The sequence below is a fragment of the Lactococcus nasutitermitis genome (assembly GCF_018403765.1).
GTDB classification, from domain to species: Bacteria; Bacillota; Bacilli; order Lactobacillales; family Streptococcaceae; genus Lactococcus; species Lactococcus nasutitermitis.
This window is the reverse complement of the sequence record NZ_BOVQ01000004.1, coordinates 15430-31120: the sequence shown is the minus strand read 5'-3', so window position 1 is coordinate 31120 and position 15691 is coordinate 15430. Positions and strand designations below refer to the sequence as shown.

14 protein-coding genes are annotated in these 15691 nt (G+C 36.6%); 2 read left to right on the top strand and 12 right to left on the bottom strand.

The features are described 5' to 3' along the window. Positions 1-3: 3 nt before the first annotated feature. The 3 genes from topA to budA form a co-directional block, all read right to left on the bottom strand. Complete coding sequence (topA, locus tag KJS36_RS04515) at positions 4-2124, bottom strand: type I DNA topoisomerase (protein WP_213534799.1); 2121 nt, start codon at positions 2122-2124, stop codon at positions 4-6. A 222-nt stretch (positions 2125-2346) separates the two neighbouring features. Beyond that, on the bottom strand, positions 2347-3195 hold the full coding sequence (gene dprA / locus KJS36_RS04510; protein WP_213534797.1) for a DNA-processing protein DprA: 849 nt from the start codon (positions 3193-3195) through the stop codon (positions 2347-2349). Positions 3196-3314: 119 nt separating this feature from the next. After that, on the bottom strand, positions 3315-4025 hold the full coding sequence (gene budA / locus KJS36_RS04505) for an acetolactate decarboxylase (protein WP_213534796.1): 711 nt from the start codon (positions 4023-4025) through the stop codon (positions 3315-3317). A gap of 572 nt (positions 4026-4597) precedes the next feature. Here budA and KJS36_RS04500 point away from each other — a divergent pair. Further along, positions 4598-5749 (top strand): IS110 family RNA-guided transposase, encoded by a 1152-nt coding sequence (locus KJS36_RS04500; protein ID WP_213534794.1) that lies wholly within the window; start codon positions 4598-4600, stop codon positions 5747-5749. A gap of 168 nt (positions 5750-5917) precedes the next feature. On the opposite strand, the gene KJS36_RS04495 is transcribed toward KJS36_RS04500, so the two are convergent. Further along, positions 5918-6157, bottom strand: coding sequence for a hypothetical protein (locus tag KJS36_RS04495; RefSeq protein WP_213534792.1), 240 nt, complete (start codon positions 6155-6157; stop codon positions 5918-5920). A gap of 378 nt (positions 6158-6535) precedes the next feature. On the opposite strand from KJS36_RS04495, the gene KJS36_RS04490 reads away from it, so the two are divergent. After that, positions 6536-7483, top strand: coding sequence for a glycosyltransferase family 2 protein (locus KJS36_RS04490; RefSeq protein WP_213534790.1), 948 nt, complete (start codon positions 6536-6538; stop codon positions 7481-7483). A 101-nt stretch (positions 7484-7584) separates the two neighbouring features. On the opposite strand, the gene glmS is transcribed toward KJS36_RS04490, so the two are convergent. From glmS to KJS36_RS04450, 8 genes are all read right to left on the bottom strand, one after another. Continuing rightward, the gene (glmS, locus tag KJS36_RS04485; RefSeq protein WP_213534788.1) at positions 7585-9402 is read right to left on the bottom strand and encodes a glutamine--fructose-6-phosphate transaminase (isomerizing); all 1818 of its coding nucleotides are present in this window, start codon (positions 9400-9402) and stop codon (positions 7585-7587) included. A 147-nt stretch (positions 9403-9549) separates the two neighbouring features. After that, positions 9550-10335, bottom strand: coding sequence for a DUF4811 domain-containing protein (locus tag KJS36_RS04480; RefSeq protein ID WP_213534785.1), 786 nt, complete (start codon positions 10333-10335; stop codon positions 9550-9552). Then, positions 10332-11837 carry an MDR family MFS transporter gene (locus tag KJS36_RS04475; protein WP_244842745.1) on the bottom strand — a complete coding sequence of 502 codons (1506 nt, stop codon included), beginning with the start codon at positions 11835-11837 and terminating at the stop codon, positions 10332-10334. Before KJS36_RS04475 ends, KJS36_RS04480 begins: the two co-directional genes overlap by 4 nt. Continuing rightward, on the bottom strand, positions 11821-12303 hold the full coding sequence (locus KJS36_RS04470; protein ID WP_213534781.1) for a MarR family winged helix-turn-helix transcriptional regulator: 483 nt from the start codon (positions 12301-12303) through the stop codon (positions 11821-11823). Before KJS36_RS04470 ends, KJS36_RS04475 begins: the two co-directional genes overlap by 17 nt. A 115-nt stretch (positions 12304-12418) precedes the next feature. Next, positions 12419-13330 (bottom strand): RluA family pseudouridine synthase, encoded by a 912-nt coding sequence (locus tag KJS36_RS04465; protein ID WP_213534779.1) that lies wholly within the window; start codon positions 13328-13330, stop codon positions 12419-12421. Beyond that, positions 13327-13899, bottom strand: coding sequence for a nucleotidyltransferase family protein (locus KJS36_RS04460; protein ID WP_213534777.1), 573 nt, complete (start codon positions 13897-13899; stop codon positions 13327-13329). The genes KJS36_RS04465 and KJS36_RS04460 overlap by 4 nt, the downstream gene beginning before the upstream one ends. Positions 13900-14013: 114 nt before the next feature. After that, complete coding sequence (gene lspA / locus KJS36_RS04455) at positions 14014-14466, bottom strand: signal peptidase II (protein ID WP_213534775.1); 453 nt, start codon at positions 14464-14466, stop codon at positions 14014-14016. A 44-nt stretch (positions 14467-14510) separates the two neighbouring features. Continuing rightward, a complete protein-coding gene (locus tag KJS36_RS04450; protein ID WP_213534772.1) occupies positions 14511-15497 on the bottom strand; it encodes an adenosine deaminase family protein in 987 nt (328 codons plus the stop codon). Between the last annotated feature and the right edge of the window lie 194 nt (positions 15498-15691).

The window sequence follows — 15691 nt, the reverse complement described above, 5'->3', positions numbered from 1 at the left end:
TAATCATTTTTGCTTTTCTTCTTCATAATCACATTCAGCATCACTACATACAACTTGCTTGCCCCCTCCTCGTACTTTCTTTTCTATGAGGAAATGTCCGGACTTTGGACAATCACGTCCAACAGGTTTGTCCCAACTTGTAAAATCGCAGTCTGGATAGCGGTCACAGCCGTAAAATAGGCGATTTTTTTTAGTTTTGCGCTCTATTACATGACCCTCGTGACACTTAGGACACATAACTCCAATGTCCTTTACAATCGCTTTTGTATTGCGACAATCTGGGAAATTACTACAAGCATAGAATTTACCATAACGTCCCAGCTTTATAACCATTGGATGTCCGCAGACATCACAATCAAAACCAGCTGGTTCATCTTTAATAATAATTTTTTCCATTTCACCTTCTGCTTTTGTTAGTTCTTTTTCAAAAGGCTTATAGAATTGGTCAACAACACTTACCCATTTACGTTTACCATCTTCAACTTCATCAAGATCTTTCTCCATTTCAGCTGTAAATTCTGTATTTACGATATTAGGGAAGAACTCAACAACAAGTTTATTAACGATTTCGCCTAATTCAGTAGGCTCAAATCTTTTGCTGACAAGACGTGCATAATAACGTTTTTGTATTGTTTCTAATGTTGGAGCATAAGTTGATGGACGTCCAACACCGATTTCTTCTAGCGTTTTTACAAGTGTTGCTTCGGAATATCGTGCGGGTGGCTGGGTAAAATGCTGTTCAGGTTTGAGATTTACTTTTTTAACACTTTCCCCCTGTAACATTTCAGGTAAAACGTTATTTTTATCAGAATCATTGTAAATCACAAGATATCCGTCAAACTTGATTTGACTTCCGTTTGCTATGAAAATAACTCCATTTTGAGAAAGGGTTACTTTTACCGTGTCAAAAATAGCTGCGGTCATCTGAGAGGCAACAAAACGATTCCAAATTAACGTATAAAGTTTTAGTTGATCTTTATCAAGGTATTTCGCAATGGCTTCTGGTGTATTAAACACATTTGACGGACGAATTGCTTCATGGGCATCTTGTGCTCCAGCAGAATTTTTTACTTTACTTCCATGTTTACTATATTTTTCACCAAATTTATCAACAATAAAATTAGCGGCAGCTCCTTGAGCAACTGGAGAAATACGAGTAGAATCTGTACGCATATATGTAATAAGACCTTGGTGTCCCTGACTCCCCAATGTCAACCCTTCGTAAAGCTGTTGTGCTACCATCATCGTTTTTCTCGTGCGGAAATTTATTTTATTAGCAGCATCTTGTTGAAGTGAGCTTGTTGTGTATGGTAAAGGAGAGTTACGACGACGTTCTTTCTTTTCTACCTTATCAACATTGAAATCAGGACCAGAAAGTCGTTCCATTACTTCAATAACATCTTCGTTATTATTTAGAGCTTTTTTCTTACCATCTACTCCCCAGAAAGCAGCTTTAAATTTTTTAGTTCCTTTTTTAAATTCGCCATCAATGCTCCAATATTCTTGGGGAACAAAAGCATTGATTTCATTTTCTCTATCAACAATGAGTTTTAGGGCAATAGATTGAACACGTCCTGCGGATAGACCTTTTTTAACTTTTTTCCAAAGAATAGGGCTGATAGAATACCCAACAAGACGGTCAAGGATACGTCTTGCTTGCTGAGCATCAACAAGATCAACATCAATACTTCGTGGTTCTTTAAAAGCGTTTTTTACTGCATCTTTAGTGATTTCATTAAAAACAACACGGTTTTTTTCTTCTATAGGTAAGTTGAGGATATGGGCAAGATGCCAAGAAATCGCTTCTCCCTCTCGGTCTGGGTCACTTGCAAGATAAACAGCTTTTGCCGCTTTCGCTTCTTTCTTCAAAGAATTAATCAGTGGTGCTTTGCCTCGAATATTAATATATTGAGGTTCGTAGTCATTTTCAATATCTACAGACATTGAAGATTTTTTTAAATCTCGAATATGTCCGACAGATGCTACGACTTTATAGTTACGTCCAAGATATTTTTCAATCGTTTTTGCTTTTGCAGGAGATTCTACAATGACAAGATTTTTTCCTGAAACAATCTTGGATTTCTTTTTTTTAGTTTTCGCTTTAGTTTTAGTTGTTGTAGGCATAATTTCCTTCTGGTGAATTTTAGGTAAAGTCTATTTTCACACTTTTGTATTTTATAAGCGCCCATACTACTTAATTGCTGAGCATTTATTTTTTATACTTCACCATGATAGAAGCTTTTTAACAATATGTCAAGTAATAAAGTTTTCTTATAGGAACAAGCTATTATTTTTATAACTAAAAAAAACCAGATTTGCCTACTATTTCATGGCTTTTATAGCTTTTTAAATACAAAAATAATCTTCTAAAATATCTTGACCTTGATAAACGAGTTTTGCTCCTTGTTGGATAAGATGATTGCAGCCATCGGAAAAGCCATCGCTAATATTTCCAGGAATTGCAAAAACGTCCCTTCCTTCTTCTAAAGCACGTTCTGCAGTGATAAGACTTCCTGAACGAATTTTTGCTTCAACAACAACAACTCCTCGTGAAAGACCTGCAATAATTCTATTACGCTCAGGAAAATGGAATTTTAAAGGTTTATCACCAGGGATATATTCCGAAAGAATAAGTTCTTTTTTTGCCATGTATTCTTGAATTTTACGATTGTCTAATGGATAGTAAACATCAAGCCCTGTGCCAATAACTGCAATAGTTGGACTATCATTTTTTATAGCTGCAATATGGCTAGTGGCATCAATTCCTCGTGCAAGACCACTTACTATAACAAAAGTTCCTTTAAGCTCTTTGATAATTTTCTGAGTTGCTTTAATACCATTTTCACTAGAATTACGACTTCCTACAAAAGCTATTTTGGGCTTTTTTAATAAATTTAAATTTCCTTGATAGAAAATTAGAGTTGGCGGGTTATAAATTTCTTTCAGACGCTCAGGATAAATATCTTCTAATATTGAAAAAGAAGGAAACTTTTTATAGCTTTCTCTTAATTTTGTTACGTCTTGCGCCTTATAGCGTTCAATAAAATCAGGAATTGATTTTATTGAAGCAACTTGTGCCATCTGACGTAAGTTAATTTTTCTTTCATATTTTCGATAAAATTTAAGAAGTTTATTTACTCCTAAATTTGTCATTCCAGCATTTTTCCAACGGTATATATCAAAATTTGTAATCATTTTTTCCTCCAAAATTGTTCTTACTCTTTTATACGAGAAAAAAGTTGAAATGTAACTGTAAATCATGAGAAAAATATAAAAAATAGAGCTTATTTTTTTATAAACACTATTTTTTATATTTATTCAGCAATATCAATATCTTTTTTTAATTCGTCAACGTTGAGCTTTGCGAAGAGATATTTACGGTCTTGTACTGGAAATGATTGTTCTAATTGATCAATCGCGCCAATTTCAATTTCTCCATCATTAATGGTAAAATCTAAAACGTGACCTCCAAAAGTAAAATCATCTGTAATATAATGAAGATGATAACCAGCAACGCTCACACCATGAAACATCTCAGGTGTCCAAATTCCCACAATAGTTCCTGTTGTATTTTCAATCTCGTACTCGGGTTGATTTTGAGAAACTTCTACAAAACGTGTTCCCTCTTTTGCTCGTGGAATCATACGAACGTGCATTTTAGAAAAAGTAGCGTGAATTTTAATAGAGCGAAATAGATTTTGTCCATCAAAATAACTTTCCATTCTCTCTTTTAATTCACTATCAGTAGCTGAGAAACGTTGTTTGAAGACTACTTCTGCTTGATGAGGAACAACCGCTGCATAAGGAACTTTTATATCATCAGAAAGTTCTGTAATGGTCTTATCTCCCTTTGCTTGATAAGCTTTACCATCAAGCACAATTAACTCACCGTCAATAGAATCTAAAGTGCCAACACCTAAATCTCCATGCGTAAGAAGCTCTCCAATGGTCATTGTTCCCTCATATAATCCAGCCATCAAAGCTCCGAGAGTGTTATACTGGAAAAGTTTTATAGTATTTGTCATGTTTAATCCTTTTTACATAATTTTTATTATGTGATTTTAGTAAAACTCATTTGCTGCCTAGAATATGTTTCTGAGTGTACTATGAACAAAGTTTATTTTAAATGCTCTTTATAATTCTATCATAATATGACAAGAAATTCTAAAATCAAATCCTATTAAATAAGTTTTCATCAAACAGTTGTCCTCACTTTTGAAAGATGTCATCTGATGTTTTTAACCCTTGTTTGTTTTCTGCCAATCTTTTAATTCTAATAAATCTAGAGAATTTCTTCTGCTGTTCTAATAGCTTGATAATTTTTCTTTGTATTCTCTTATATTTATATTAGCGGGTAGCTCCCCCGCCAGTATAAATCCTTTCTATAATTGTTTTATACTTAGTTTGTAGTGCTGTGGATTTGTGTGTGTTCTCAATCGCTTTGACGATTTAGAAAAGAGTCTAACCACAGCTCTTTGTTTAATTGGTAATGAGAATGAGAATGATAACGCTAAACATTTTATCTCGTGTAAGAATACAAGGCAAAAAGTACGTGGAATTACAAACAGTCGCTAATAAAATCTCTAGGAGAACACTTATGCTTTATGTTGGAATTGATGTCGCTAAGAACAAACATGACCTCGCTGTCATTGATGAAATGGGAACCATTATTGAGAAGAACTTTCGCTTTGAAAACTCGTCTACCGGATTCCATACTATTCAAAAACGCTTATCTTGTTTGGGTGATTCAATGGTCATTGCTCTTGAAGATACCGGACATTATGCCTATAATCTTGTCATCTTCTTACGAAAATTAGGTTATACAGTTCTCACTTACAACGCTTTACTCATCAAAGAATTTGTCAAATCTTTGTCATTACGTAAGACAAAGACCGATGTGAAAGACGCACTTGTTGTCATCGCTCGTAAACTCAAAGCAGACACACACCCTGAACGCTTTGAAGTTGATGAATCAATGCAAGAGTTAAAAGAACTCACACGTTATCAAAATCGACTCATACAGGCACGATCTAAGAACAAAAGCCTTTACGTTCGTCTGCTTGACATCATGTTTCCTGAATTTGCTCGGATAGTGGGTAATGTTCACAATCAATACGTTTACGAACTTCTAACAAGCTATCCAACACCTCAGAAAATCAAGCGGGCAAGATTTGATTCTTTGCTCAAAATCAAGCGCTTGAGCGCTGATAAAGCTAAGCAAATTCAAGAGACCGCACAGTTCACGATTGGCAACTCCTCGCCAGCACTTCAACTTGAACTCAAACAGTTGATTTCAACCATTCAACACTATGATGAACAGATTAATGAAATACAAAATCAAATCAATGAAATCACCGCCCAGACGGAGTCTTCAATCTTCTCAATCACTGGAATTGGGCGACGCTTAGGTGCGATTATTCTCGCCGAAATCAAGAATATTGATAACTTTTCTAGCCCAGCGCAACTTCAAGCTTTCGCAGGATTAGAGCCCTCTATTTACCAATCAGGGCAAATGGATAATTCTGGACGAATGGTCAAACGTGGGTCACATTATCTGCGTTATGCATTGATTTTGGCTGCGCAGTCTATCTGTCGCTATTCACCATGCTTCAAAGCTTATCTTGCCCTCAAACGAAGTCAAGGAAAGCATTACAACGTTGCAGTATCACACGCTGCCAAGAAACTTATACGTGTCATTTATCATCTGCTCAAAACCAATCAAACATTTGATGAAACAAAGTTAAGATAATCTACTTTAAATTTAAAAATAATTTTTAAAACTTGCTTAATTGCAAGATTTTTTGCCTGCTTCAAATTGAAGATATTTGCAAAAAATGATAAGATGGAATTGCATCCTCCAGACGTTTTTATAACTTGGTAAACAAGTCTAACGCAGTGAGGGTGTTTTTTATTTCCTTTAAAAATTACTTTTTTCTTGACTTTTAATATAGAATGTCTTTTCTTCTTCGGGCATATCTTTCTTTGGAGCGTTCATCTTATTTCGCTTATGCTGCCTTTTGAATAATAACCACTCTCCAATCATGATAATGGTATTTGAAAAACTTGCCATTTTTTTAAGTGATATTTGTCCGTTATTCCTAATTTCCCTGACATTTGTCACTCTTTCCTCAAACTTTATTTTACCACCATGCTTCAAAATTTACAATATGTAATTTTGCAGAAAATAAAAGCATTAGTTATCAAAGAAAGTAAAGCTATTATTTAGAAAATTAAAATCAAAACTATTTTAGATATTTCTTGATTCATCTTTTACTCAACATGAACAATAGGACTTGATACGACTGAAAATAATATAACAGTTGAAAGTTAAAAAATTTTTTTCTTTAAATTCATAAATTTTATCTCCTATAAACCAATTTGTTGGCAGCCACTTGTTGTTAATTTTTCTTATTTATTTCTTAATTTAGGTTAATTTTATTACTTTATGATAAATAGTAAAAATGATATACTGATGTTGAACATCAAAACAATTATCTAGTATATATTTAAAAAATAAAAGGAATAAAATACAAACATGGTAAAAACATTGAGCATTATCATTCCGTTTTACGGACAATCTGAAAAGGAATTGGCTATTCCTTTAGGGTCTATCAATAGTCAAGTGGGTATAGATTTTTCTAAAGTGGATGTCCATTTAGTAAATGATGGTGGTAAAGCTATTGATATCGAAGCATTTAATCTTTTATCAAATTTGGAAATACACTATCATGAATTAACCAAAAATATGGGACCTGGATTAGCACGACAATATGGCATTGACAAGAGCGAAGGCGAATACCTAATGTTCATTGATGCTGATGATTCTCTGACAGCATTATCTTTATATTTTATTTTTCAACTTTTGAAAAATAATAACCCACAAATAGTTGTTTCACGTTTTTATACGGAAACTAAAAATGGAGATAATTATTTTTATACTCCTAGTGATATAAAAGATACTGGTGCTATTTATGCAAAATGGTTTAGTAGAAAATATTTAAAGAAAATCGGACTACGTTTTTCTACAGAATTACGCTTTTTTGAAGATAGTTTTTTTGTTGGAACTGCTTTAATTTGTTCAGATGACAACATGGCTATCAACAATGAACCTGCTTATATTTATAGAAATAATCCTCACTCTTTAACAAATAGTTTGACTACTCTTGAGCAAGAGAAAGGTGTTGTAGAATATGTGAAGCAAATGCATCTACGTTTGGAAATGATTCAGCGTATCAAACCTGAACTTCTTGACTTTCAACTAAAAAATTCTATTCTAAATCTTTATTTTGACCAGAAAAAACATCATTACGACAAAAAACTTTTCAATCTTGAATTTCATAAAATGATAAATTCTTTTAAGCCTTTTTTCAAAGGATACACCTCAGAACTTCAATATTTGGCTGATATTAAAACTACAGGTGGAGAATATAAAGGCTTGGATACACATGATTTAAAAGCTATGTTGAATTCTTTTATATACTAAAAGCGCTATCTTTTAAAAATAACAACATTAAACCTCTCCTTAAAAATAGGAGAGGTTTAATGTTGTTATTTGCACTCTATCTTGGTTTATACGATTATTTTTTATTCTACTGTTACAGCTTTTGCTAAATTACGAGGTTTATCAACGTCTAAACCGCGTTGCATAGATGTTTCGTATGCAATGAGTTGTGTTGGAATGACCATTGAAATTGCTGAGAGATATGGGTGAACGGCATTGACGATGATATCATCGCCTTCGCGTTCTTGGCCTTGTTCAACAATTACAATCGCGCTTGAGCCACGCGCTACTGTTTCCATAACATTACCACGTGTGTGAGCTGCTACTTCTGGATTATTAGAAATTAAAGCCAGAACTGGTGTATCTTTTTCAATCAGTGAAATTGTTCCGTGTTTTAATTCGCCTGCTGCGAAGCCTTCACATTGAACGTAAGAGATTTCTTTGAGTTTTAAGCTTGCTTCCATTGCGACAAAATAATCTTGCTTGCGTCCGATATAAAAAGCATTACGTGTTGTCAAAAGGTTTTCTTTTACAATCTGGGCAATTTTTTCTTTTTCAGATAAAGTGGCTTCGATAGATTGGGCAACTAATGATAATTCTTTTACTAGTTCAAATTCTTTTGCTTCTTCTTTACCATCTGCTTCGCCAACTGCTTTTGCTAGGAAGGCAAGTGTTGCAATCTGTCCTGTGTAAGCTTTTGTTGATGCTACGGCAATTTCAGGGCCAGCACCAATTAACATTGTATAAGTTGCTTCACGGGATAAGGTAGAGCCAGGTACGTTTGTAACAGTCAAGCTAGGAAGTCCAAGTTCATTGACTTTTACCAATACTTGACGACTGTCTGCTGTTTCGCCTGATTGTGAGAGGAAGATGAAGAATGGCTTTTTGCTTAAGAGTGGCATTCCGTAGCCCCATTCGCTTGCGACACCGAGTTCAACTGGTGTATTTGTCAAGGCTTCTAGCATGATTTTTGCACCAAATCCAGCATTATAAGATGTACCAGCGGCAATAATGTAAATTCGGTCTGCTTCTTGGACAGCTTTCACAATCTCAGCATCCACTTTCATTGCGCCGTTTTCATCAGCATAAGTGCTGATGAGTTTACGCATAACAGTAGGTTGTTCGTCGATTTCTTTTAACATATAGAAAGGATAAGTGCCTTTGCCGATATCGCTCAAATCAAGTTCTGCTGTATAGCTTGGTCGTTCGATAACATTTCCTGCATAATCTGTGACTGTAACGCTGTCTTTTGTCAAAATAACGAGTTCTTTATCATGAATTTCCATAAATTCAGAAGTTTCACGAATCATTGCCATTGCATCTGAGCAGACCATGTTATAACCATCACCAAGACCGATTAAAAGTGGAGATTTGTTTTTCGCTACATAAATCACATCTGGATTTTTAATATCCATGAGGGCGAAAGCGTAAGAACCTTTAATTAATCCGAGTGCTTTTTTGAAAGCAGCAAGTGTGTCAAGTCCTTCTTCTTCGGCGAATTTGGCAATCAAATGAATGGCAATTTCAGTATCTGTTTGACCTTTGAAAGTGTCATTTGCAAGATATTCTTCGCGTAATTCAACGAAATTTTCAATTACTCCATTGTGAACAAGGACAAAGCGTCCAGAAGTTGAAGTATGTGGATGCGCATTATCTTCGCTTGGTTTACCGTGTGTTGCCCAACGTGTATGTCCAATTCCAGCTGTTCCTGCAACATCAATTCCGATTTTTTCGCGTAAGTCAGCAATGCGTCCAACTGATTTGACAAGTTTTGACCTTCCAGCTTCAGTTGTAACAAAAATACCTGCTGAATCATAACCACGATATTCAAGTTTTTCAAGTCCCTGCATTAAAATATCTGTTGCGTTTCGTGAACCTACAACACCAACAATACCACACATATTTGTTTTCTCCGTTTTTAACTAAATTGGTATAGTTAATTTTCTTTTGTTTTTTAGTACAAAAACATTATAATACTAGAGTTTATTTTTGTCAAGGATTTATTTGTTTGATTTTGGTATATTTGTGTATTTAAAAATTGGTATAGTTTATTTTTTGATATTTAAAGCTTGACGAATGGCTGTAATCTGTGCTTTTGCATAAGCGCTCGGATTGTTTTTTATTGCTTCTTCATCAGCGATTTTTTTCTGTGCTTCTTCTTCCAAGGCTTGTTTAGCTTCTGGAGTAGGAGTTGCTGCGATTGCTGCTTTTAATTGACTTGCTTGTTGCTCTGCTTGAGCATTTGCTGCTTTTTCTAGTTCTGGTGCTTTCTTTTTTAATTCTTTCGCTTGTGTTTCTGTCAACACAAGCCAAGTATTTTCTGGAAGATAAACTGTTGTTGTTTGCTTAAGGAGTTTTTGATTATTATTTCCTAAATTGAATAAAAATTTTGGCAATCCATTAGAGAGTTTGCGATATTTTTTTACCGTTACAACGGTCGCTTGTTTTTGACTTGTCATCTGATAAGTTGCTCGTTTTTTTACTGCTTGAGAAATATTGTTTGTATCAGGTACAAAATGAGCTTTTGCTTTTATTTCGTTTTTATTTGTGCGATAAACAAAAGCGTAATTATGACTGCCTGTTCCGATTTCTTGTTTGATAAGAAGATTGTAAGCGACGTTTGTTTCTCCTGCGGTGTAAATATTGCTTGTTTGACGTGTTGTTATGGTTTTTGTTCCCCAATTTCCTGAAAAATTAGCAACCAATAGTAAAATAGAAGCAACGAGCAAAAGCATGGAAAGAACGCCCAAAGTCCAACGAAGTTTTGTCTTTTTGATATAAAGAAAACAGATGAATGTTGCTACTGTAAATAGTGCAATGATGAGAATAATCATTTTTTCACCTCCAAGTCTTTGTCATCAATGATAATTTTTCCTGCCTGTAAGAAACAGGCAACTACGATACCTAAGATGCTGAAAATAAAAGCCATTGTGAAGGAAACATGAAATCCTTTTAGAGCTGCGTCCATTGTTTGGCTGGCATATTTGAGTGGGTCAATCGCTTTGAGAGCGTGTGCTGGTGCATGATTGTTCGTGACATTTTGGGTAACGCTTGAAAAGAGAGCAACGACAACACTTGAAGCAATTTGTCTGGCGGTGTTACTTGAAGCTGTTCCATGTGCCACTTCATTTTTGGGAAGGGCATTTAAAGCACTTGAAAACATTGACATCATAATCATGGCAACGGCAATCATTCGCACACCATAGACGGTGGTAATAAAGTGTTCAGAAACGCTCAAATTTAGGAACATGAAGGGAAATGTTCCGATTGCCAGGAGGAAAAAGCCAGTTAAAGCAAGGCGTTTCCCACCTATTTTATCAAAAACGCGTCCGGAAACGAGCATAACAATAGTCATCAAAAGTGAACCGGGTAAAAGGACAAGACCTGAGCTGAGTGCTGAGAGTCCCCGAACTTCCTGTAAGTAGATCGGGAGCATCATTTCTACACCCATCATTGCCATTGTGACTACTGCAAGTGTCAATGTTGAAATAGTAAACTGTTTAACTTTAAAGACACGCATATCAAGGAAAGGTTCTTTCATGTGGAGTTGGCGGACAACGAATAAGGCAATCACAATCAAGCCTCCAATTATTGGGGCTAAAACAGTGCTGAATTTTGTCCAGCCATCACTTGCTACATTGGTAAAGCCCCAAAGAAAGAAGCCAAATCCAAGAATAGACATGATGAATGATAGAAAATCGAGATGAACTTGTTCATTTTCCAAGACGTTTTTGATAATAAATGGAGATAAAACAAGACAAATGCCGATGATAACGAGCGGGACGAAGAAAATTGAACGCCAAGTCGCCGCTAATGTGAAGCCGAGAAAATGGTGATTAGCATTGAGTACCCAACCGGCAAAGGTTGGACCAAGTGCTGGTGCGAGTGCCATTGGAAATCCTGCTAAGCCCATCGCTGCGCCTCGTTTTTCAGCTGGAAAAAGCTCGACAAGAACGACTTGCAAAAGTGGCATGGTAATTCCAACGCCGATAGACTGAATAATACGTCCAATGAGAAAAATATTATAGTTGGAAGTGGGGGTGATAAAAACCATCAAAGTCCCTATAAATATCGCAATATAGGCAAAAATATAGAGATGTTTGGTCTTGAACTTTAAGATGAGATAGGCGGTCACAGGAATCATAATCCCATTTCCAAGCAAAAACCAAGTAGAGGCTTGTTGAGCGGTGGACATTGAGATATTGAAGTCTTTTGTCAATGTTGGAACGGCTGTTGCCAATGTGGTTGAGTTGAGCATCCCTGCAAAGGTTGCAATCAAAACAAGAACAATCATTGTATTACGTTGCCAAGCTTTTGTGTTAGGATTGAGTGCCATGTTTATTTTCACTTTCTTTTTGTTGATGCTCTTTTGCATAAAGTGCGCGTGAAACTTGTTTGAATGTTTCAACAGAGTTTATCAGCTGATTGGTTGCTTCTTCACCCATTTCTGCGAAGATTTTTTCCATGCGCCCTAGAGCAATACTTTTCTCATGTAGAGCTTTTTCTTTGCCTGTTTGGGTGATTTCTACTCGGATTTTGCGGCGGTCTTTGAGGTCCATTTCTCGGCTGATATAGTTTTTTTTCTCAAGACTTTTGAGAATGGCGGCAACACGTGCTGGGCTGGTATTTGTCGCTTTGCCAATCTCACTGGGGAGTGACGGTTCTTCTTCGTGGTGCATGAGATAGATGAGTACAACCATCTCACCCTGTGCATAGAGATTAAACTGCTTCATGATTTCTGATTTGTACACTTCTTTGAGGTCATGGATAAAGCTTGCTGCTTCTTTTTCATATGTAGGCATTTTATTTTCCTTCTTAATGTTTTTTTGTTAACACTATATATAATATATACTGTTAATTTATTTTTGTCAAGACTTTTACTGATTTTTTTGATAAAAAAACTTTTTGACAGGTTTGTCAAAAAGTTTTTCTGAGTGAATTGAGTTGTTTCTGGAAAATTTTAGGTGGTTCGATAGTGAATGCCATGAATTTTCCTGTTGTTGGATGAATAAATCCAAGGCTTTCTGCGTGGAGAAATTGTCCATGGTTGGGCGTGAGTGTTTTTTTCGGCCCATAAAGTGGATCTCCGGCAACAGGATGACCGATATATGCCATATGAACACGAATTTGGTGTGTGCGACCTGTTTCAAGCTCACAGGCAATTAAGGTATAATTTGCTTCGGGAAAACGCTCTAGTACTTCAAAATGCGTTATCGCAGGTCTGCCTTCTGCATTGATAGCTTGTTTTTTACGGTCTTTTGAACTTCTGCCAATCGGTGCTTCAATCGTTCCTTTGTCGTTGGGCAGATTTCCATGGACGAGCGCGAGATACCTGCGCTTCGTACTTTTTTCTTTTAATTGTGCGGCGAGGCTTTCATGTGCCTTGTCGTTCTTGGCAATCATCAGTAAGCCTGAGGTGTCTTTATCAATCCGGTGGACAATCCCTGGGCGGATAACTCCATTGATGCTTGAGAGGTCTGTCATCGCGTACATGAGTGCATTGACGAGCGTTCCCGTCGAATGACCTGCTGAAGGATGTACGACCATTCCCTGAGATTTATTGACCACAGCGACATCTGCGTCTTCATAGATGATATCCAGTGGAATATCTTCTGCAAGAATTTCTAATTCTTTGGCAACTGGTGGCTCAAACTCGATATTATCTCCTGTTTTTACTTTATATTTTGCTTTTTTTATTTCGCCATTAACTGTGACCTTATCTGTTCTGATAAGCTCTGTCAACAGTGTTCTTGACAGGTCTGTCAAAACGGATAGTGCTTTGTCAAGACGTTGGTTTTCGTTTTCTTCGCTGATAATTAGCTGTGTCAAATTATATTTTCCTCCCAAGGAATAATGATTAGGTCATTAAAACGTGCCTGCCATTTTGCAACTTTTGCATCATAGAGGGCCTTATTGTTGTCTTTGTGATAGATAGGTCGGATGATTTTTTTGAAAATATCTTCTAATCCAAATGGCGCAAGAATTTTTATATTTTCTGAATTTCCTGAGATTCCGACAGCGTGAACTGTTGCAATCCAACGTGTCATTGCATTTTCACTTGATGTATAAGGTTCAATATTTTGTCCCTGCCACAGGTGCATATAGGCTTCGTTGTGTACGTCAAATTCATAGCCAAATTGCTCTGTCAAAAATTTTTCTAGCTGCTTATCTTTTTTGACAGAACTGTCAAAACTATTTTCTGTGTCAAAATAAGTGATATCAATATCGTGAACAGCTGTCATTACAGGACGATTGTCAATTTCATTCCAGATAGTTTGAAAAACTGCACCTGCTGAAATCCAACAGTCTGGCAAATTCAGCGTGTGGACTGTGTCAAGGATTGTCATCAGTTCTTGATTTTTTTTGACAAGTTCTAAAAACTTTTTTTCATACGCCATCTTCCCTCCAATATTTTTTGACAGGGTACAAACTCACATCTGCGATATGAGTTCCCCCTATCCGAGAAAGGCTGGTGCTAAAGCACCTAGCCCCTACAGTAGTTCTGTCAAAAATTATTTTGCCTCTTTATCCGTCAAAATCGCGATAAATAAGAGTACAAATCCCACTGACAGCAAACTGTCGGCAATATTGAAAATCGGAAAATTGATAAAATCCGTCTGAAACATATCAACGACAAAGCCTTGATGCACGCGGTCAATGAAATTTCCCAAAGCACCAGCGATAATCAATGATAGCCCAAAGAAATACCAATTATTCGTCGCTTTTTTCCACAAAAAATAAGCAGCAGCTAGCACCACAATCGGTGTCAAAATCAGGAAAAACCACTGTTGCCCTTCAAGCGACGACCAAGCAGCACCACGATTTTGCAGGTAAGTCAAACTCAAAACACGAGGCAAAAAATTTCGTACATTTCCCAGCGGAATATGCCCAACAACCCAAGATTTAAAAAACTGGTCTGCGACAATTCCCAACGCAATAATAACAAGTGAAAGATATTTTTTCATCTCTTGATTATACCATAAAAACCGCGAAATCGCGGCTCTCATATTTATCTAATAAAACTCACTTTATGCGCCAATTCATTTGCCATAGCTGCTTCTTCCAAAGTCAAAATGTCATTCGACATCAACAATTCATATTCTTTCGGCAAAGTCGTGTTCTGTAAAATTGGCCCATCCGTATTGATGGTAAAAGGCACGTGATGTTTGAGCAAGGTGTGATAATTCTCGCGCATTTCATCCAAATCTTTGACTGCTTGCGTTTTCAAATTCGACGTTGGACAGGTTTCTAGCACAATTTCATGCTCCGCTAGATAAGTCATCAAATGCTCGTCATGCACCGAAGCAATGCCGTGCCCTATCCGATTGGGTTTGAGCTTTTCAACCACTTCCCACATTTCATTGACATCTGTCGCTTCGCCCGTGTGAATGGTCAAACCCAAACCTTCCGCGTGAATGCGTTTTGACAGACCTGTCAAATCATCAAATGAGAAATTCGGATCAATAGGACCTGCCAAATCAATGCCAATCACACCACGGTCACGGTATTTGATAGCTTTGTCAACAATAATTCGATTAACCTCCGGACTAAAACGGCGGTCCATTGACAAAATCAGTCCCGTCTTCAAACGCGGAAATTTCAAACTCGCCCGTTCCAGTCCCTGCAAGGTATAAACGATGATATGGTCCAAGTCAATTTTTCCCTCACGCGAGCGCAACATTGGGTTCATCCGAATTTCAACCAAGTCAATCTTGTCATGCTGATACAAATTTGTCGGCACTTGCTCTGCCAAATGAAACATCGACTCAGGTGTTGATTGGATTTCCTCCAGCAAATCATACATTTTCAAATAATCATCGTAGCCAACATTGCCCGAAATCTGCACCGATTTTGCAAAATCAAAATAATCGCGTGTCGGCAATTTCATGCCCTGTTCATGTGCCAAATCCCAGAGAATTTCAGGCGTTACACTCGCAGAAATGTGCATATGCAAATCCGCAAGACGGTCAAGTTGAGGTTTTTCAGTATTTTTCATTTTTTTATTATAGCACTTTTTACCGTTACAAGCTCTCAATTTTTTTGACAGAACTGTCAAAAAATTCTAAACACCCCTAGCAACATTTTTGACAGGGTACAAATTCACATCTACGATATAAGTTCATCCTGTCCGAGAAGGCTGGTGCTAAAGCGCCTAGCCCCTTCGGCAATCCTGTCAAAAAATCTAGGCAG